Source organism: Alloalcanivorax xenomutans, from assembly GCF_032810065.1.
GTDB classification, from domain to species: Bacteria; Pseudomonadota; Gammaproteobacteria; order Pseudomonadales; family Alcanivoracaceae; genus Alloalcanivorax; species Alloalcanivorax xenomutans.
The window spans coordinates 2311783-2331644 of sequence record NZ_CP136538.1 but is presented as its reverse complement, the minus strand read 5'-3'; the positions used below and the strand labels follow the sequence as shown (position 1 = coordinate 2331644).

The 19862-nt window shown below is 61.6% G+C and carries 15 protein-coding genes; 11 read left to right on the top strand and 4 right to left on the bottom strand.

Translation table 11 applies throughout. The annotated features are described in order from the left end of the window. Positions 1–32 precede the first annotated feature (32 nt). The 7 genes from RYH70_RS10820 (at position 33) to RYH70_RS10790 (ending at position 9101) form a co-directional block, all read left to right on the top strand. Positions 33–719 carry a GntR family transcriptional regulator gene (locus RYH70_RS10820; protein ID WP_022994986.1) on the top strand — a complete coding sequence of 229 codons (687 nt, stop codon included), beginning with the start codon at positions 33–35 and terminating at the stop codon, positions 717–719. A gap of 45 nt (positions 720–764) precedes the next feature. After that, positions 765–1655 (top strand): methylisocitrate lyase, encoded by an 891-nt coding sequence (gene prpB, locus RYH70_RS10815; RefSeq protein ID WP_022994987.1) that lies wholly within the window; start codon positions 765–767, stop codon positions 1653–1655. A 67-nt stretch (positions 1656–1722) separates the two neighbouring features. Continuing rightward, positions 1723–2865, top strand: a complete 1143-nt coding sequence (gene prpC / locus RYH70_RS10810; protein WP_022994988.1) for a bifunctional 2-methylcitrate synthase/citrate synthase — start codon at positions 1723–1725, stop codon at positions 2863–2865. A gap of 69 nt (positions 2866–2934) precedes the next feature. Beyond that, entirely contained in the window at positions 2935–5541 is a 2607-nt protein-coding gene (acnD, locus tag RYH70_RS10805) for a Fe/S-dependent 2-methylisocitrate dehydratase AcnD (protein ID WP_063139525.1), read from the top strand. A gap of 99 nt (positions 5542–5640) precedes the next feature. After that, complete coding sequence (gene prpF, locus RYH70_RS10800; protein WP_055099999.1) at positions 5641–6810, top strand: 2-methylaconitate cis-trans isomerase PrpF; 1170 nt, start codon at positions 5641–5643, stop codon at positions 6808–6810. A gap of 202 nt (positions 6811–7012) precedes the next feature. Then, the gene (prpD, locus tag RYH70_RS10795; protein ID WP_022994991.1) at positions 7013–8497 is read left to right on the top strand and encodes a 2-methylcitrate dehydratase; all 1485 of its coding nucleotides are present in this window, start codon (positions 7013–7015) and stop codon (positions 8495–8497) included. 160 nt (positions 8498–8657) lie between these two features. Next, positions 8658–9101, top strand: coding sequence for a hypothetical protein (locus RYH70_RS10790; protein ID WP_026949261.1), 444 nt, complete (start codon positions 8658–8660; stop codon positions 9099–9101). 46 nt (positions 9102–9147) lie between these two features. On the opposite strand, the gene RYH70_RS10785 is transcribed toward RYH70_RS10790, so the two are convergent. Both RYH70_RS10785 and ppsR read right to left on the bottom strand, forming a co-directional pair. After that, the gene (locus RYH70_RS10785) at positions 9148–9963 is read right to left on the bottom strand and encodes a thioesterase family protein (RefSeq protein ID WP_022994993.1); all 816 of its coding nucleotides are present in this window, start codon (positions 9961–9963) and stop codon (positions 9148–9150) included. Positions 9964–9989: 26 nt separating this feature from the next. Then, complete coding sequence (ppsR, locus tag RYH70_RS10780) at positions 9990–10808, bottom strand: posphoenolpyruvate synthetase regulatory kinase/phosphorylase PpsR (protein WP_026949262.1); 819 nt, start codon at positions 10806–10808, stop codon at positions 9990–9992. A 270-nt stretch (positions 10809–11078) separates the two neighbouring features. On the opposite strand from ppsR, the gene ppsA reads away from it, so the two are divergent. After that, positions 11079–13451 carry a phosphoenolpyruvate synthase gene (ppsA, locus tag RYH70_RS10775; RefSeq protein WP_055100000.1) on the top strand — a complete coding sequence of 791 codons (2373 nt, stop codon included), beginning with the start codon at positions 11079–11081 and terminating at the stop codon, positions 13449–13451. Positions 13452–13785: 334 nt separating this feature from the next. Continuing rightward, complete coding sequence (locus tag RYH70_RS10770; protein ID WP_022994996.1) at positions 13786–14094, top strand: Rieske (2Fe-2S) protein; 309 nt, start codon at positions 13786–13788, stop codon at positions 14092–14094. A 9-nt stretch (positions 14095–14103) separates the two neighbouring features. Here the strand turns inward: RYH70_RS10770 and RYH70_RS10765 are convergent, their stop codons facing one another. After that, positions 14104–14739 (bottom strand): lytic transglycosylase domain-containing protein, encoded by a 636-nt coding sequence (locus tag RYH70_RS10765; RefSeq protein WP_022994997.1) that lies wholly within the window; start codon positions 14737–14739, stop codon positions 14104–14106. A 232-nt stretch (positions 14740–14971) separates the two neighbouring features. Between RYH70_RS10765 and RYH70_RS10760 the strand changes: the two genes are divergently transcribed. Together RYH70_RS10760 and gorA are read left to right on the top strand one after the other, a co-directional pair. Further along, entirely contained in the window at positions 14972–16537 is a 1566-nt protein-coding gene (locus RYH70_RS10760; RefSeq protein ID WP_026949263.1) for an FMN-binding glutamate synthase family protein, read from the top strand. A 125-nt stretch (positions 16538–16662) separates the two neighbouring features. After that, the gene (gene gorA / locus RYH70_RS10755; protein ID WP_152527492.1) at positions 16663–18069 is read left to right on the top strand and encodes a glutathione-disulfide reductase; all 1407 of its coding nucleotides are present in this window, start codon (positions 16663–16665) and stop codon (positions 18067–18069) included. Between the two features lie 133 nt (positions 18070–18202). Here the strand turns inward: gorA and RYH70_RS10750 are convergent, their stop codons facing one another. Then, on the bottom strand, positions 18203–19549 hold the full coding sequence (locus tag RYH70_RS10750) for a cytochrome P450 (protein WP_022995000.1): 1347 nt from the start codon (positions 19547–19549) through the stop codon (positions 18203–18205). Positions 19550–19862 lie beyond the last annotated feature (313 nt).

Sequence of the window (19862 nt, the reverse complement as noted above, 5' to 3'; positions counted from 1 at the left end):
ACCTGATCCTTCAATTGTCGACAATGGATGCCATGACCCACGCCCTCGACGATAACGTAAGAACCCTGGCGGATCGGGTGTTTGCCCGTCTCCAGGACGATATCGTGCGCGGTGTGATCGCTCCCGGCACCAAAGTCAGCGAAACCGATCTCGCCAGCCGCTACGGCGTCAGCCGTGGCCCTCTGCGCGAAGCCCTGCGCCGTCTGGAATCCCGCAAGCTGCTTGAAAGAGTGGTTCATGTGGGCACCCGCGTGACTTCCCTCAGCTTCGACGATCTGATCGAAATCTACTATGTGCGCGAAGCGCTCGAAGGCATGGCCGCGCGCCTTGCCGCCGAGAACATGAGTGATGAGGAAGTGCGCGGTCTGACCGCCTTGCTCGGTCAGCATGAACAGCAGCAGGACCTGCGTGAGGACACCGCGTACTTCCAGCGCGAGGGCGATCTGGATTTCCATTACCGCATTATCCAGGGCAGCCACAACGCCACGCTGATCCAGATGCTGGTGGGGGGGCTGTATCACCTGGTGCGGATGTACCGTTATCAGTTCAGTACCGTGTCCAACCGGCCGCAGAAGGCCCTCAATGAGCACCGCCGTATCGTCGAGGCGATCGAGGCTCGGGACGCGGACCTGGCGGAGTTGTTGATGCGCCGCCATATCAGCCGGGCAAGAGAAAATATCGAACAGCAGGCGAAGCGGAAAGAGTCGGGCGCTGTCTGAGCGTGCCGCGCCGTGAGCCGGGTGGAACCGACACAGGAGATGACAATGAGCCAGCCGAACAGCGCCGGCGCCCGTTTTCGACGGGCACTGGCCGAAGAAAAGCCCCTGCAGATCATGGGCACCATCAATGCCTACTGCGCCATGATGGCGGAACAGGTGGGCTACCGGGCGATCTACTTGTCCGGCGGCGGCGTGGCCAACGCCTCCTATGGGTTGCCGGATCTGGGCATGACCTCCATGAACGACGTGCTGGAGGATGTCCGCCGGATTTCCGCCGCCAGCGAAGTGCCGCTGCTGGTGGACATCGACACCGGCTGGGGCGGGGCCTTCAACATTGGCCGTACCGTCAAGGAGATGATTCGTGCCGGCGCCGGAGCCGTGCACCTGGAAGATCAGGTGGCGCAGAAACGCTGCGGCCATCGTCCCAATAAGGAAATCGTCTCCCAGGAAGAAATGGTGGACCGCATCAAGGCCGCCGCCGACGCCCGCACCGATGATGATTTCTTCATCATCGCCCGCACCGATGCGTTCCAGAAAGAAGGCCTGGAAGCAGCGGTGGAACGCGCCCGCGCCTGTCTGGAAGCCGGGGCCGACGGTATCTTCGCCGAGGCCGTGCACACCCTGGATGACTATCGGGCCTTCGCCGATGGCATCGGTGGCGCGCCGTTGCTGGCCAATATCACCGAGTTTGGTGCCACGCCGCTGTTCACCCGTGAAGAGCTGGCCGATGCCGGCGCCAGCATGATTCTGTACCCGCTGTCGGCGTTCCGCGCCATGAACCAGGCCGCTCTGAAGGTGTATCGCGAAATCCGCGAGAAGGGCACTCAGCAAGAAGTGGTCGACACCATGCAGACACGTATGGAACTGTACGATTTCCTCGGCTATCACGACTACGAGCGCAAGCTGGACGAGTTGTTCGCCAAGGGCAAGGGCTGATGACAACGCCTCTCCCGGCAGAGGAGCGGGCAGACGTAAACACCGGAATTGAAGCAGGAGAATGATAATGGCAGAAGGCAAGAAACTGGCGGGCGCCGGCCTGCGAGGCCAGGTAGCAGGTAAAACCGCTCTGTCCACCGTGGGCAAATCCGGCTCCGGGCTGACTTACCGGGGCTACGACGTGAAGGATCTGGCGGAACACTGCCAGTTCGAGGAAGTAGCCTACCTGATTCTCAAGGGCGAACTGCCCACCCAGGCGCAATTGGACGAATACAAGGCCAAACTGAAGACACTGCGTGGTCTGCCTCAGGCTCTCAAGGAGGTGCTCGAGCGTATCCCCAAGGACGCCCATCCGATGGATGTGATGCGCACCGGCTGTTCCATGCTCGGCAACCTCGAGCAGGAAGATACCTCGGTTCTGGGCGTGTTCCCGAACCAGGAAGACTGTGTCGACCGCATGCTCGCCTGTTTCCCGTCCATCATCTGTTACTGGTACCGTTTCAGCCACGACGGCGTTCGTGTGGAAGAAAACACCGATGATGATTCCATCGGCGCCCATTTCCTGCACATGCTGCGTGATGAAGCGCCCAGCGAGCTGCATGAGCGGGTCATGAACGTCTCTCTGATCCTGTACGCGGAGCACGAGTTCAACGCCTCCACCTTCACCGCCCGGGTTTGCGCCTCCACCCTGAGTGACATCCACAGCTGTGTCACCGGTGCCATCGGCAGCCTGCGCGGTCCGTTGCATGGCGGCGCCAACGAAGCGGCCATGGACATGATCGAGAAGTTCAAGGACGCCGACGACGCCGAGCAGGGCATGATGGGCATGCTCGAGCGCAAGGAAAAAATCATGGGCTTCGGTCACGCCATTTACAGTGAGTCCGACCCGCGCAACGCCATCATCAAGAGCTGGTCCGAGAAGCTCGCCGCCGATGTGGGCGATACCGTTCTTTACCCGGTTTCGGTACGTTGCGAGGAGGTCATGTGGCGGGAGAAGAAACTGTTCTGTAACGCCGACTTCTTCCACGCCTCGGCGTACCACTTCATGGGAATCCCGACCAAGCTGTTCACCCCGATTTTCGTGATGAGCCGCCTGACCGGTTGGGCCGGCCATGTCTTCGAGCAACGCGCGGACAATCGCATTATCCGCCCGAGTGCCGAGTACACCGGTCCGGAGCTTCGCAAGGTAACCCCGATCGCGCAACGCTGATCCGGGAAGGGGAGCGGTGCGCCGCTCCCTCGACCCAGCCCGCCAACCCGACTCGATTGATGCCTAGCCATGAACACTGACTACCGCAAACCGTTGCCCGGTACCGATCTCGACTACTTCGACACCCGTGCCGCGGTCGACGCCATCCAGCCCGGCGCTTACGACAAGCTGCCCTATACCTCCCGCATCCTGGCCGAGCAGCTGGTTCGCCGCTGCGCACCGGAATCGCTCACCGATTCCTTGAAGCAGTTGATCGAACGCCAGCGCACCCTGGACTTTCCCTGGTACCCGGCTCGTGTGGTGTGCCACGACATTCTCGGCCAGACCGCACTGGTGGACCTGGCCGGTCTGCGTGACGCCATCGCCGAAAAAGGCGGGGACCCGTCCAAGGTGAACCCGGTGGTGCCGACCCAGCTGATCGTGGATCACTCCCTGGCGGTGGAACATCCGGGGTTCGAGAAAGACGCGTTCGAGAAAAACCGGGAGGTGGAAGAGCGCCGTAACGCGGATCGTTTCCACTTCATCAACTGGACCAAGACCGCGTTCGATAACGTGGATGTGATTCCGCCGGGTAACGGCATCATGCACCAGATCAATCTGGAGAAAATGTCCCCGGTGGTGCAGGTCGGTTCTGATGGCAGCGGACGGAGCGTGGCTTATCCGGATACCTGCGTGGGTACCGACAGTCACACGCCGATGGTCGACGCCCTGGGCGTGATCTCCGTGGGTGTGGGCGGTCTGGAAGCCGAAAACGTGATGCTGGGCAATCCGTCCATGATGCGCCTGCCTGATATTGTCGGCGTGGAACTGACCGGCAAGTTGAAGCCGGGCATCACCGGTACTGACCTGGTACTGGCATTGACCGAATTCCTGCGCCGCGAGCGGGTGGTCGGCGCCTATCTGGAATTCTATGGTGAAGGCGCTGACAGCCTGTCCGTGGGCGACCGCGCCACCATCGCCAATATGACACCGGAATACGGCGCCACCGCCGGTATGTTCTTCATCGACGATCAGACCATCGAGTATCTGAAGCTGACTGGCCGCGAAGACGAGCAGGTGGCTCTGGTGGAAACGTTCGCCAAGGAAACCGGACTGTGGGCGGACAGCCTGAAGACCGCCGAATACGAACGCGTTCTGAAGTTCGATTTGTCCCAGGTTGAGCGTAACCTGGCCGGCCCGTCCAATCCGCATGCACTGCTGCCGGTGTCTCAGTTGCACGATCGCGGCATCGCCAGGGAATGGGAAGAGGAAGAAGGGCTGATGCCCGATGGCGCGGTGATTATCGCGGCCATCACCAGCTGCACCAATACGTCCAATCCGCGCAACATCATCGGCGCCGGTCTGCTGGCCCGCAACGCCAACAAGCTGGGCCTGGTACGCAAGCCGTGGGTGAAGAGTTCCCTGGCGCCGGGCTCCAAAACGGTGAAGATGTACCTTGAGGAATCCGGTTTGCTGCCGGAACTGCAGAACCTGGGCTTCGACGTGGTGGCGTTCGCCTGCACCACCTGTAACGGCATGTCCGGAGCTCTGGATCCCAAGATCCAGAAAGAGGTCATCGACCGCGATCTGTATGCCACCGCGGTGCTTTCCGGTAACCGCAACTTCGACGGCCGTATCCACCCTTACGCCAAGCAGGCGTTCCTGGCTTCGCCGCCGCTGGTGGTGGCCTATGCCATCGCCGGCACCATCCGTTTCGACATCGAAAAGGACGCGCTGGGCAAGGATCAGGACGGCAACCCGATTTATCTGAAGGACATCTGGCCTTCCGATGAAGAGATCGATGCCATTGTGAAGTCGGCGGTGAAACCCGAGCAGTTCCGCAAGACCTACATCCCGATGTTCGAGAAGAAAGGCGACGGCGCCCGTGCCGCCAGCCCGTTGTACGACTGGCGTCCACAATCCACCTACATCCGCCGCCCTCCCTATTGGGAAGGCAACATGGCGGGGCAGCGTCAGATGAAGGGTATGCGTCCGCTGGCGATCCTGCCGGACAACATCACCACCGATCACCTGTCGCCCTCCAACGCCATCCTGCTGGACAGCGCCGCCGGTGCCTACCTGCACAAGATGGGCCTGCCGGAAGAGGACTTCAACTCGTACGCGACGCACCGTGGCGATCACCTGACCGCTCAGCGTGCCACTCTTGCGAACCCGAAACTGTTCAACGAGATGTGCCGTGACGACAGCGGTAACGTGATCCAGGGCTCGCTGGCACGGGTGGAACCGGAAGGCCAGCAGATGCGCATGTGGGAAGCCATCGAAACCTACATGGAGCGCAAGCAGCCGCTGATCATCATCGCCGGCGCGGATTACGGGCAGGGCTCGTCCCGTGACTGGGCCGCCAAAGGCGTGGCGCTGGCCGGTGTGGAAGTGATCGCCGCCGAAGGTTTCGAACGGATTCACCGTACCAATCTGATCGGTATGGGCGTGATGCCGCTGCAGTTCGAGGACGGCACCACTCGCAACACACTCAAGCTCGACGGCACCGAAATCTATGACGTGGAAGGCGAGCTGGCACCGCGTGCGACCCTGACGCTGGTGATTACCCGCAACAACGGCGACGTGGATCGCGTGCCGATGATCTGCCGGTTGGATACGGCGGAGGAGGTATCGGTATACACCAGCGGCGGCATCCTGCAGAAATTCGCCAAGGAGTTCATGGCGGAAGCGGGCTGAGAGCGACACTGGCACGCTCGTGGGCAGAAGGCGACACGCCCAACCCGGCTCCGTGTTGGGCGTGTCGCACGCCATCCTTACTCATAAAGTGAGAAAATCATGCAACATCCACCGCAAATAAAAATTCCCGCCACCTACATGCGCGGTGGCACCAGCAAGGGCGTTTTCTTCAATTTGAAGGATCTGCCGGAAGCAGCGCGGGTTCCCGGTGAGGCCCGGGACAAGCTGTTGCTGCGGGTGATCGGCAGCCCCGATCCCTACGGCAAGCACACCGACGGTATGGGCGGCGCCACGTCCAGCACCAGCAAAACGGTGATCCTGTCGAAAAGCGAAAAACCGGACCACGATGTGGATTATCTGTTCGGTCAGGTTTCCATTGATCAACCCTTTATCGACTGGAGCGGCAACTGCGGCAATCTCACCGCGGCGGTCGGTTCCTTCGCCATCAGCAATGGGCTGGTGGATCCGGCTCGTATTCCGGAAAACGGAACGGTAGTGGTACGGATCTGGCAGGCGAACATTGAAAAGACCATTATCGCCCATGTGCCGGTTACCAACGGCGCGGTACAGGAGACGGGTGATTTTGAACTGGACGGCGTCACGTTCCCGGCGGCGGAAGTGCGCATTGAGTTCATGGATCCGGCGGATGGCGATGGCGCCATGTTTCCTACCGGTAATCGAGTGGATGAGCTGGACATTCCCGGTATCGGTACGTTGAAAGCGACATTGATCAACGCCGGCATTCCCACCATTTTCGTCAACGCGGCGGACATTGGTTACACCGGCACCGAACTGCAGGGTGACATCAATGAGGACGCCGAAGCGCTGGCGCGTTTTGAAACCATTCGTGCCCACGGTGCCGTGCGCATGGGTCTGATCAAGGACGTCAGCGAAGCGGCCGCGCGCCAGCACACGCCCAAGGTGGCTTTTGTCGCGCCGCCGGCCGGTTACACCTCTTCCAGTGGCAAAGTGGTGAGTGCCGATGATGTGGATCTGCTGGTACGGGCTCTATCCATGGGCAAACTGCATCACGCCATGATGGGGACGGCGGCGGTAGCCATCGGCACTGCGGCGGCGATTCCCGGCACTCTGGTGAACCTGGCCGCCGGTGGCGGTGAGCGCAACGCGGTGCGTTTCGGGCACCCCTCCGGCACCCTGCGGGTCGGTGCCGAAGCCGCCGAGGTCAACGGCGAATGGACCGCCACCAAGGCCATCATGAGCCGCAGTGCGCGAGTACTGATGGAAGGCTGGGTGCGGGTACCCGGCTAATCCGGACCCGATTCATGGGTCCTGCAGTACCATCATTCGCTGCCAAGGCAGCTCCCACAGAAATATCCCCATGGAGCCGCTGTGGGAGCTGCCCTGGCGGCGAATCATGAGGGCCGGATTGACCGGCCAGCCCCCATCCCGCATCTTGAACGTCGGATAGCCGTCGCCATTCCGCTTGAATAACGGAAAAGGAGTGAGCCCGATGAGCAGTAACGTCGATCAAAACCTGCGCCCGGATTACGATGCCGAAATCCAGGCGATTGCCGACTACGTCCTCAAGTACCGCGTCGATTCCCCGGAAGCCTGGGATACCGCTCGCAATTGTCTGATGGATACGCTCGGTTGCGGGTTGCTGGCACTGCGTTTCCCGGAATGCACCAAGCATCTGGGCCCGCTGGTGGAGGGAACGGTGGTGCCCCATGGCGCCCGGGTGCCGGGCACCTCGTTCCGACTGGACCCGGTGAAGGCCGCCTGGGACATCGGCTGTATTGTCCGCTGGCTGGACTACAACGATACCTGGCTGGCGGCGGAGTGGGGCCACCCGTCGGACAATCTTGGCGGCATCCTGGCGGTGGCGGACCATCTTTCACAACGGAACCTGGCCAATGGCAAGCCGGCGCTGACCATGAAGACGGTGCTGGAGGGCATGATCATGGCCCATGAGATCCAGGGCGTGCTGGCACTGGAAAACTCGTTCAACCGGGTCGGCCTGGACCATGTGGTGCTGGTAAAGGTCGCCACCACAGCGGTGGTGGCGAAGATGATGGGGGCGAATCGTGAGCAGTTGTTGTCCGCGGTGTCCCACGCCTGGGTTGATGGTCAGTCCCTGCGTACCTATCGGCACGCGCCCAACGCCGGCTCACGTAAATCCTGGGCCGCCGGTGACGCCACCAGCAGGGCGGTGCGGTTGGCGGATATCGCGCTGCGTGGAGAGATGGGTATCCCCGGCGCGCTCACCGCGCCACAGTGGGGGTTTTACGATGTGCTGTTTTCCAAAACCAACAAGGATCAGAAGCTGAAAGCGGAAGGTGAGCGCCGATTCCGCTTTCAGCGGGAGTACGGCTCCTATGTGATGGAAAACATTCTGTTCAAGATCAGTTTTCCGGCGGAATTCCACAGCCAGACCGCCTGTGAAGCCGCCGTGACCCTGCACCCGCAGGTCAAGGACCGCCTGGACCAGATCGACCGGATCGTCATTACCACCCACGATTCGGCGATCCGTATCATTTCCAAGGAAGGGCCGCTGGCCAATCCGGCGGACCGGGATCACTGCATCCAATACATGACGGCGGTGCCTTTGATCTTCGGCGACCTGGTGGCGGAAAATTATGAGGACGATTTCCACGCTGCTCATCCGCTGATCGACGAACTTCGTGACAAAATGCAGATCGAGGAAGACGAACGCTACACGAAGGATTATTATGACCCGCGGAAACGATCCATCGCCAACGCCGTTCAGGTGTTTTTCAAGGATGGTTCCTGCACCGATAAAGTCGCCGTGGAATACCCCATTGGCCACCGCCGCCGTCGCGCGGAAGGCATTCCGCTGCTTGAAACCAAGTTCAAGCGTAATCTGGAAACCCGGTTTCCGGCCGGGCGGGTCAGGGCGGTATTCGAGCTGTGCAAGGACCAGGCGACTCTGGAAAGGACCCGGGTTAACGACTTCATGGACTTGCTGGTGATCTGACTCCGCACCACCGGTAAGCCGCCCAAGACCGGCGGCAACCCCGCCAACCCCAGCGATGCCGAGGCATCGCACCCAGGCCCGGCCACAAGCTGGGCCTTTTTTATGGTGGCCAATCCCGGGTAAGGCGTCGAAAGCGGTGAACAGGGAGGTCTTAAGCGACATGGAAGTGGTTGTTGTGCTGACGCTGGTGATGGCCGTAATCGGCATCGCCACGGCTGGAGTTGGCTATGCACGGCGGCGTGGCAAGAGGCAGAAGGCGCATAGGGGGCGGATGCCATCAGGAGGGCTCCCTTGGCACGCGGTGAAAAAGTTCGCGCTTGTGGTGCTCTGTATTGCCGTTCTTTTTGCCGGCTCGTTTGCCTATATGGAACATTTTGGCGGTAAGGGACGGAGGGCGGCCATGTCGGCCTGTGTGGCACTGGCGACCACCCAGGGGCTGGATATCGAATGGCGCCCGAATGAACGGATGCAGGCGGTGGGGCGTGTCTGGTCTTTCCGGTACTTTGACGGGCGCGCGAACGCCGGTGGGTATAGTGAGGATTATGAGTGCCGCGCGTACCATCATCGCGGGGAGGGATGGACGGCGGAGATCTCCCGAGAATAGCGTCTCCGCCAGGATAAAGAGCAATCGGTGCGCTCGGTCGGCGTATTCAGCCGGCGTACACCGGCATTGCCAGCGTCGCCTGCAGCACCCGGCCCACCGGGCCGTGTTCATCGAACAGGGTGGTTTCCACCAGACCGTTGCCGTTGTCTTCCATGCGGGAGACGGCGTCGAGTCCCAACCAGTCGCCCCGTGGATCACGATGCAGGTAGAGGCTGATATCGGCATTGATGGTGCCGATATCCGGGGCCACCTTCAATTGCCCCACACCATTGCCGAAATCCGACAGGGTGGCGGCCTGCACCACGGTGGAGCAGGGCCTGCCATCAATGACCGGAACCGGCAGCCGCATCCAGGCCCGTCCCCGTCCGCGCCCTTCAACGCCATCGAGCAGTGCCACCTCCACGGTGCTATGCAGGCCGGGTAGTGTCAGACGCGGCTTTTCCTGGTCCCGTTCCGCCACCGCGATCAGGGACGCCACTGGCCGATTGTCCCTGGCGGGCAGGGTATGATCGCCGAAGCGGGCATGGGCGGGCACGGTCACCGGGGTGCGTTCCAGATAGAGTCCGGTGGCCCGGGCGGTCACCACGCCATCCGCCGTCAGCGTGCCTTGCAGCACCCGCAGGCGCCGCCCGGCACGTACGGTTTCCACGGTGGCCCGCAATGGCTGGCTGGGTACCGGGCGTAACAGGTCAAGGGTGAAGCGGGCCAGGCGCAGGTCGGCGCCGTCCATGGCGTCCTCCATTACCGCCGCCAACAGGCCGGAAGGGGAACCTCCATGCAGAAAATCGGGGCTCCAGGGCCCCAGCGCCGCCTGATTCGGGTGATAAAGGTCGCCATCGCGACGAAACAGTCCAAGGGTCATGTTGTTGTCCTTTTCTTTGCAACCGGTTACTGCAGCCGCCGGGTCAGGCCTTTCATGGCCAGAATGCGAGTGCTGATCTCCTCGATAGACAGCTCGGTGGCGTCCAGGTGGGGGATATTGAATTTGTTGTATAAGGCTTGCAGGGCGCGTACCTCCATCTCGCATTGGCGTGGCGACGCGTAACGGCTGCCCGCCTTGCGTTCGCTGCGGATGGCGCTGAGCCGGTCCGGGTTGATGGTCAGCCCGAACAGCTTGTCCTTGTGCGGCACCAGACTGTCCGGCAGACGCAGATCATCGAAATCGTCCTCGGTGAGCGGATAATTGGCGGCGAACAGGCCAAATTGCAGTGCCAGGTAGAGGCAGGTGGGGGTCTTGCCGGAGCGCGACACGCCGATCAGGATGACGTCGGCCTGATCATAGTGGCGGGTGCGGGCGCCGTCGTCGTTGTCGAGGGCGAAGTGCACCGCGTTGATGCGAATCCGGTAGGCCTGCTGGTCACGGATGGCGTGGCTCTGGCCCACCTGGTGGCTGGAGCGCACCCCCAGTTCGTCCTCCAGCGGCTGCAGGAAGGCGGTGAACAGGTCCAGCACGCGGCCCTTGCAGGTGTGCAGGATTTCACGGTGATCATCGTGGACCAGGGTGGAGAAGACCACCGGCGCGGCGTCGTCGCGTTCGGCGGCCTGGTTGATCCGCGTTACCGCTTCGCGGGCGAGGTCATTGGACTGGACATAGGGGATGGTGGTCTGGCTGAATTCGACACTGCCGAATTGGCTTAGAAGACTGTGACCCAGTGTCTCGGCGGTGATCCCGGTGCCGTCGGAGACATAGAATGCGGATCTTTTCATGCAGTGAGGCTCCTCGTGGGGCGCAAATGCGGGCCTGTGGCGGTCGGTTGGCCGTAACGCCGGCCCGGCCATAAACGAAAGTCGTAACAGTTTACCCAATCCATGCGGGCAAACCGCCTTGGTTTTGAGTAGAATGGCGGCTCGGTTCAATCCGGTAAAGGAACTCCTGGTTAATTTTTCTCCACGGTTCCGGGCGCCTCCGGCCTGGACCGGGATGTATTAAACAGTGGGTTTCCACAGTATCGGCCAGCAATATCTAAGGAGACGACCTTGGCGGAGTACGTAGTCTGGTTTAAGGATCTGGGCAAGGGAGACGTGGAACGCGTCGGTGGTAAAAACGCCTCCCTCGGCGAGATGATCAGCAACCTGGCGGCGGCCGGTGTGTCCGTTCCCGGCGGTTTCGCGACCACCGCGGAAGCCTTCCGCGAGTTTCTGGAACACAACGACCTGACCACCAAGATCAACGACGCGCTCAGCAGCCTGGACGTGAACGACGTGGTAGCGCTGGCGGCGACCGGTGAGCAAATCCGTAAATGGGTGGTGGACGCGCCGTTCCAGCCCGCCCTGGAAGCGGCCATTCGCGACGCCTACGAACAGATGTGCGAAGGCAACGGTGATCTGCCGGTGGCGGTGCGCTCTTCCGCCACCGCGGAAGATCTGCCCGATGCCTCCTTTGCCGGCCAGCAGGAGACCTTCCTCAATATCCGCGGCCTGGACAGCGTCATGGTGGCGGTCAAGGAAGTGTTCGCGTCCCTGTTCAACGACCGCGCCATCAGCTACCGGGTGCACCAGGGCTTTGACCACAAGCTGGTGGCTCTGTCCGCTGGCATCCAGCGCATGGTGCGCTCCGAGACCGGCGCCGCCGGTGTGATGTTCACCCTGGACACCGAATCCGGTTTCCGTGACGTGGTCTTTATTACCGCGTCCTATGGTCTGGGCGAAATGGTGGTGCAGGGCGCGGTGAACCCGGACGAGTTCTACGTTCACAAGAAAACCCTGCTCAACAAGCGTCCGAGCATCCTGCGCCGCAACCTCGGCAGCAAGATGCAGAAGATGGTCTACGGCAGCGAAGCGGTGGCCGGCAAGTCCGTTCAGACCGTGGACGTGAGCACCGAGGACCGCCTGCGCTTCTGTCTCACCGATGCCCAGGTGGCGGATTTGTCCCGTCAGGCCATCGAGATCGAAAAGCACTACGGCACGCCCATGGACATCGAATGGGCGCTGGACGGCGACGATCAGAAACTGTACATCGTGCAGGCCCGTCCGGAGACGGTGAAGAGCCGTTCCGACGCTTCCGTCATGGAGCGCTATCTGCTCAAGCAGACCGGCAAGGTGCTGGTGGAAGGCCGTGCCATTGGCCAACGCATCGGCGCGGGTCCGGTGCGGATCGTTTCCAGCATCAAGGAAATGGAAAAAGTGCAGCCCGGTGACGTTTTGGTCACCGACATGACCGACCCGGATTGGGAACCGGTGATGAAACGGGCCGCCGCCATCGTCACCAACCGGGGTGGCCGGACCTGTCACGCCGCGATCATCGCCCGTGAGCTGGGTGTGCCGGCCATCGTTGGCTGTGGTGACGCCACCGAGCAGCTCACGGACGGCCAGAAAGTGACCGTGTCCTGCGCCGAAGGCGACACCGGCAATATCTACGAAGGCATGCTGGACTTCGATGTTCAGCGTAACTCCATTGAGTCCATGCCGAAGCTGCCGTTCAAGATCATGATGAACGTGGGCAATCCGGACCGAGCCTTCGACTTCGCCGCGCTGCCGAACCAGGGCGTGGGTCTGGCCCGTCTCGAGTTCATCATCAATCGCATGATCGGTGTGCACCCGAAGGCCCTGTTGAACTACGACACCCTGCCACGTGACGTGCAGCAGGCCGCCGACAAGCGCATCGCCGGCTACAACGACCCGGTGGACTTCTACGTGGAGAAACTGGTGGAAGGGATTTCCACCCTGGCCGCCGCTTTCCACCCGGAGAAAGCCATCGTCCGTCTGTCGGACTTCAAGTCCAACGAATACGCCAACCTGATCGGCGGCAAGCTCTATGAGCCCGAGGAAGAGAACCCGATGCTGGGCTTCCGCGGCGCCAGCCGTTACATCAGCGAAAACTTCCGCGACTGCTTCGAGCTGGAGTGCCGCGCGCTGAAGAAAGTACGCGATGAGATGGGCTTCACCAATGTGGAAATCATGGTGCCCTTCGTGCGTACGCCGGGCGAAGCCGAGCAGGTTATCGATCTGCTGGCCAAGAACGGCCTGAAGCGGGGTGAGAACGGTCTGCGCATCATCATGATGTGCGAGCTGCCCACCAACGCGCTGCTGGCGAATGACTTCCTGAAGTTCTTCGACGGCTTCTCCATCGGCTCCAACGACCTGACCCAGCTGACCCTGGGCCTGGATCGCGACTCCGGTATCGTCAGCCATCTGTTCGATGAGCGCGATCCGGCGGTGAAGGCGCTGCTGAAGATGGCCATCGACGCCTGTAATGCCCAGGGCAAGTACGTGGGCATTTGCGGCCAGGGCCCGTCCGATCACCCGGACCTGGCCAAGTGGTTGATGGAGCAGGGCATTTCCTCCGTGTCGCTGAATCCGGATTCGGTATTGGATACCTGGTTCTACCTGGCGGAGAAACACGGCCACTGATCGGCCCGTGCTGAACGAAAAAGCCGTGTCCCGAAAGGGGCACGGCTTTTTTTGTGGAAGCCGTTGTGGGAGATTTTATGGTGCCTTGCAAGCTCACTGAGACGCCGCCACGCTAGCACGTCCTTCGCCAGCAGACTGGCTCCCACAGATCATGCTACGAAGCCGCTGTGGGAAGCTTGCTTGCAAGCGAATGGCCACGGCCCAGAGGCATTCGCGACCAAGGCCGCTTCCCACAGCGGCCTTGTAGCGACCTCTGAGCAGCCCCAATAGATGGCCATGGTATTGCTTACAGGAACCCCCTCCGTGCTATCGTTCCCGAAAAAGAGGGAACAGCATGTTTCACCGCATCATTCGCACTCTGGAGCTGTACGACGGTCTGCGCCTGCCGGTGCGGGTGGCCGGGGTGGAGCTGTTGCTGGTGCATGATGATGGACGTACCTGGTTGATTCAGCGCCGCTGTCCCCATGGCGAATTTCCGTTGGAACGGGCCACGGTTCATCGCGGCGTGCTCCGTTGCCCGGGGCATGGCCTGGAATTCTCTCTGGAGAGCGGCCGCTGCCCGAATCAGAGCTATCAACTGCGCCGCTATCGTATTGATTACGAAGGGCCCTGGCTGGGAGTGTGGGTGGCCGACGGCGACTGATTTCGGGAATCAGCGGATCGCCAGGGTGTCGTCGCCCTGATCGGAGCGGGCGGCCAGCTGCACCTGATAGCGCAGTCTCAACTCCTTCACTTTCCGCACATAGGCCTGGGTTTCGGGAAAAGGCGGGATACCGTCGTAGCGGCGAACATTGCCTTCTCCGGCGTTGTAGGCCGCCAGCACCCGATCCAGATCGTCGAAGCGGCCTTGCAGATAGGCCAGGAAACGGGTGCCGCCGTCGATGTTCTCGTCGGCATCGAAGGGATCCAGCACCTGAAGATGGCGGGAGGTCTCCGGCATCAGTTGCATCAGTCCCTGGGCGCCGACCCGGGATACCGCCAGGCGATTAAACAGGGATTCGGCGTGGATTACCGCCTTGACCAGCGCCGCCTCCACGTTATGGGCACGGGCGGCGCGGGCGATGACATCATCATAACGGTCGCGCTGGGCCGCGGTGAGCCCGCGGGGCACGTAATTCCAGCCCTTGCGCACGGACAGCAGGGTATACTCCGGACCAACCCGGTCACGAGGCTGATCGGTGAACAGAATGCTGCCGTCGGCGGCGCGGTATTTATAGATGTCCCGGGCCCAGGATGGCGATCCGGCCACCAGGATCAGAAGCAACCCGAATACCCCAAAGCGTGTCATATCTCGTTATTCAATCCGTGCTGCTATTGTTTATCGGTATCGTTTACCGGCCCACGTCCACGTCGACCGTTCCCCCAAGGGTCCTTTGATACCACAGCGGGCGGCCACGGGGTAGAGGGCAACCACTGGCCTCTGAACCAGGTCTCACCTTTCCCGGAGGTGCGCCTGCCATTACTCTTTATGGATAGTCTTTACAGAGCGGCCCCGTCCCCCCAATCGTCAAGGAGGAAGTATGTTGTCTCCACAGCTGCAGTCTTGGCTGGATACCTTTATTACCTGGCTGGAGCTGGGGTTGTTGCTGGCTCTGGTGGTCGTGCTGCTGACCGCTCTGGTGCTGTGGTTCCAGGATCGCTACCTGCAAACCGCCCATTCGATCCGCCGGAACTATCCGCTAATCGGCCGTTTCCGCTATTTCTTCGAGCACCTGGGGGAATTCTTCCGCCAGTACTTCTTTGCCATGGATCGGGAAGAACTGCCGTTCAACCGCGCCCAACGCAGCTGGGTGTATCGGGCGGCGAAGAACCTGAGCAACACGGTGGCATTCGGCTCCACCAAGCAGAACGGGGCTGGCCGGGTGGTGTTTCTCAATACGCCGTTTCCGACTCTGGAAAAGGACGCGGCGGAGACCATGCCGCTGATGATCGGGCCACACGCGCGTCAGCCTTACGTGGCCCGCAGTTTCTACAATATTTCCGGAATGAGTTTCGGCGCCTTGTCGAAACCGGCGGTCAGGGCTCTGTCCCATGGCGCCTCGCTGGCCGGGTGCTGGCTGAATACCGGGGAAGGGGGGCTGGCGCCCTGGCACCTGGAAGGTCACTGCGACGTGATTTTCCAGATTGGTACCGCCCGCTACGGTGTGCGCGATGCCGACGGCGGCCTGGACGATGCCCGATTGGAGCAGGTGGCGCAGCGTCCGGAAGTGAAAATGATCGAAATCAAACTCAGCCAGGGCGCCAAGCCGGGCAAGGGCGGGATTCTGCCGGGGCCCAAGGTGACCGAGGAAATCGCTTCGATTCGCGGTATCCCGGTGGGGCAGCCGTCGATCAGCCCCAATGGCCAGCCGGATGTGGGCAGTGCCGCCGATCTTCTCGACATGATCCATCGCGTCCGTGACGTTACCGGCAAGCCCACGGGTATCAAAGCGGTGATCGGTTCCTGGCAGTGGCTGGAGGATCTGTTCATGGAAATCCACGAGCGCGGCCTGGAAAGCGCTCCGGACTTCATTACCATCGACAGCGGTGACGGCGGCACCGGCGCGGCGCCGATGTCGTTGATGGACGATGTCGGGCTGAATTTGTCGGAATCGCTGCCGCTGGTGGTGGATTTGCTCGACGGCTTCGCCCTGCGGGAGCGGATCCGGGTGATCGCGTCCGGCAAGCTGATCACGCCGAACATGGTGGCCTGGGCCATTGCCATGGGCGCGGATTTCTGCGTCTCGGCGCGCGGCTATATGTTTGCACTGGGGTGCATCCAGGCCATGCAGTGCAATCGCAATACCTGTCCCACTGGCGTTACCACGCACAATCCCCGTTTGCAGCGTGGATTGGTGCCGGCGGAAAAGGCCCAGCGGGTGGCTTACTTTCATGCCAATCTGGTCAAGGAAGTGGAAACCATCGCCCACTCCTGCGGTGTCGGCGAGCCGCGGGAGCTGCGCCGCCATCATGTTCGTCTGGTCAATTCCAACGGCGATTCGATCCCCATGGAAGAACTGTGGCCGCCGATTGAACGCGGCCTCTACCTGACCGAGGGGCGGCCCAGTCTGCATGCGCCCTTTGCCCGTTTCCGCGTGGGTGCCTGAAGCCGTGAACAGGCTCCAAGGTTGTATCGCCGTCCGCTATCGGCGTCATTGTCAGCGCCGGCTTGTGATTCCCGGGACAGACGCCAGAATAACGGCATCCCTCGGGGGCCGAAGCCGGCGCCCTGATCCAACACGAATTTAAGGAGCAGCTTGTGTCCGCTGAATTTGACTTGGTAGTGATCGGCGCGGGATCCGGCGGTGTGCGTGCCGCTCGCATGGCCGCCAGCCATGGCGCCAAAGTAGCGATCATCGAGGAGCGTTTTTTCGGCGGCACCTGCGTCAATGTGGGCTGTGTGCCGAAGAAGCTGTTTGCTTATGGCGCCGGGTTCCCTGGTGAATTCGAGTTGGCCGCCAGTTATGGCTACCGCGTGGCTGATTGGTCCTTCGACTGGGCCACCCTGCGGGACAACAAAACCCACGAAATCGAGCGCTTGAACGGCATTTATCGCAAGCTTCTGGACGGCGCCGGCGTGCAAATATTCGAAGGCCATGGCCGGGTCGAGAGCAGCGGCACGGTCAGCGTGGATGGCGAGACCTTGTTGCAGGCCCGCCATATTCTCATCGCCACCGGCGGCAAGCCGTTCGTGCCGGACTTTCCTGGCCGTGACCATGTGCGTATCTCCGACGATCTGTTTTACCTGGAGCAGTTGCCGAAACGGGTGGCGGTGGTGGGCGGTGGTTACATCGCCAGCGAGTTCGCTTCGATTCTTAACGGTCTGGGCGTGGCGGTGACGCAACTGTATCGCCGTGATCTGTTCCTGCGCGGCTTCGACAAGGATGTGCGGGAGTTCGTCGCCGAAGGCATGCGCCACGCCGGCGTGAACTTGCGCTTCAACACCGACGTGACCGCCATTGAGGAGCAGGGCACAGAGAAGGTGGTTCGTCTCACTGATGGCTCCGAACTGCGCGTGGACGAAGTGTTTTACGCCACCGGCCGGGTGCCCAGGCTGGATGGGCTGTTCGCCGACGGGGTGGCGGTGCAAACCAACGAGCGCGGCGCTATCGAGGTGAATGACCGCTTCGAGACCAGCGTCGCCAATGTATACGCCCTGGGCGATGTGATCGACCGGCTGCAGTTGACGCCGGTGGCCCTGGCCGAAGGAATGTGGTTGGCGGCCTTTTTGTTCGGCGAACAAAAGCCGGAAGGACCGGTGGTCTATAGCGATGTGCCCACGGCGGTGTTCTGTCATCCCAATATCGGTACGGTGGGGCTGACCGAGGAGCAGGCTCTGGCCCGTTATGGCACCGTGCGGGTGTACCGCAGCCAGTTCCGGCCGCTGCGGTACACCCTCAGCGATATCCAGGAACGCACGCTGATGAAACTGATCGTCGATGACAGCAGCGATAAGGTGGTGGGTCTGCACATGGCCGGCGAGGAGGCGGCGGAAATCACCCAGGGCTTCGCCGTCGCCATTCGAATGGGGGCCACCAAGGCGGACTTCGACGCCACCGTTGGCATCCACCCCAGTTCCGCCGAGGAGTTTGTCACGTTACGCCAGGGCGAGACGGTGACCGCCGCGCCGCGGGGTTGACCCGCGTTGTGGTGAACCCGAACCAACGCATTCGCGGCCAAGGCCGCTTCCCACAGCGACTTCGTCGGTCCCTTTGCGAGAAGCTGGCATGCCAGCGAATGCCGTGCATCGGTGTTTCGATGCGGGCGACCGCTTAAACCCGCTCCAGCGTTACCGGCAAGCCGTCGGCGGGCACCGGCAGGCTGCGGGTGTCGAGTGGCATTTCGTAGCCCTCCGGCACCCGCCAGCGGAAGCGCAGCAGCATCTGATGCAGTACGGATTTAACCTGCATCTCGGCGAAATGCAGGCCGATGCACTTGTGCGCGCCGCCTCCGAAAGGTACCCAGGCATAGGGGTGTATCCGGTCTTCGCGCCGGGCATCGCTGAAGCGCTCCGGGTCGAACCGTTCCGGATCCGGCCAGTACTCCTCCATGGAATGGGTGAAAAACGGTGCGATATTGATGAAGGTGCCGGCAGGTATATAGAAGCCGTCGTACTCCACGTCCTTGACCGTGCGCCGGGGCATGCTGGGTACCGGCGCGCACAGCCGCAGCGCCTCCTTCATGGCCATGCCGATACCGGGGAGTTTGGCCAGATCCTCGTGTTCCAACCAGGGCTTGCCCAGAGCCAGGGATTCCTCCCTTAGCCGTTCCTGCCATTGCGGCTCCCGGGCCAGATGATAGAGCAGGGTACACAAGGTGATGGTGGTGGTGTCGTGGGCCGCCATCATCAGAAAGATCATATGGCTGACCACGTCTTCGTCGCTGAATTCATGGCCATCCTCGGTGCGAGCCTGGCACAGCATGCTGAACAGGTCGCTATCCGGAGCGGCGCGCTTGGCACCGATATCGTCCATGAACAGCCGCTCCAGAACCCGCCTCCCCCGCAGCCCTTTTGACCAGCCGAGCCCCGGGACCGGGAAACGAATCAGGGACGTCCCGGCGCGTACGGTGTCGATAAAGGCGCGGTTGATCCGGTCCGTCTGATCGCCCAGTTCCCGGCCCATGAACACGTCGGTGGCCAGATCCAGGGTTAGTTGTTTGAGGGCCGGCAGCAGCTTGACGGAGCCCTCCGACCAATGCCGCAGACCCTCCTCGGTGCGCGGCGCCATCCGCAGGAGGTAACCACGCAGCGCCTCGCGCTGGAATGCCTGTTGCATGATACGGCGATGCCAACGGTGCTCCTCGAAATCCAGCAGCATGATGCCGCGATGGAAGAACGGGCCAATGAAGTAAGACCAGCCCTGATGGTTGGAAAACAGATCGCCACGGTTCATCAACACGAACTGATTGGCGTCGGGGCCGAGCATCTGCACCATCTTCAAACCGAACAAGTGAGTCCAGGACACCGGTCCGAAACGGTCATAACGCTGCCGTAACGTGGTGACAGGGTCGCGCATCATCGGCAGGGTATTGCCGATCAGCGGCAAGCCGGTATCGCCGGGGACCGGCTTCAGTGCGCTGCCGGCGGGAACCGGCGCCAGCGGGGTGATGGTGGCCATGGAACTCTCCGTTGTGGTTAAGCCGTTGTCGTTGCGATACCTGTATATATGGTGTTTACCTTCATGCTGAGCAGGCTTCGAACGGAAGGCAATAGCAGGTATATGTCTTTCTGCCGGATATTTACCCGGTGGTGGGCAAAGAACGATCATGTGGCGGGCAGGTCCCGTATTCTCCCGGCCACGGCATACCATTAACGGCTTATGCACGCGGTTATCCACAGAAACTGTGGACATCCCGCACGCCTGTGGGGCAGGTCTCCACGGCCGCTGCTCCGCGCTGGCCGGCTGTGTACCATGTGGGCTTGGGTTATGG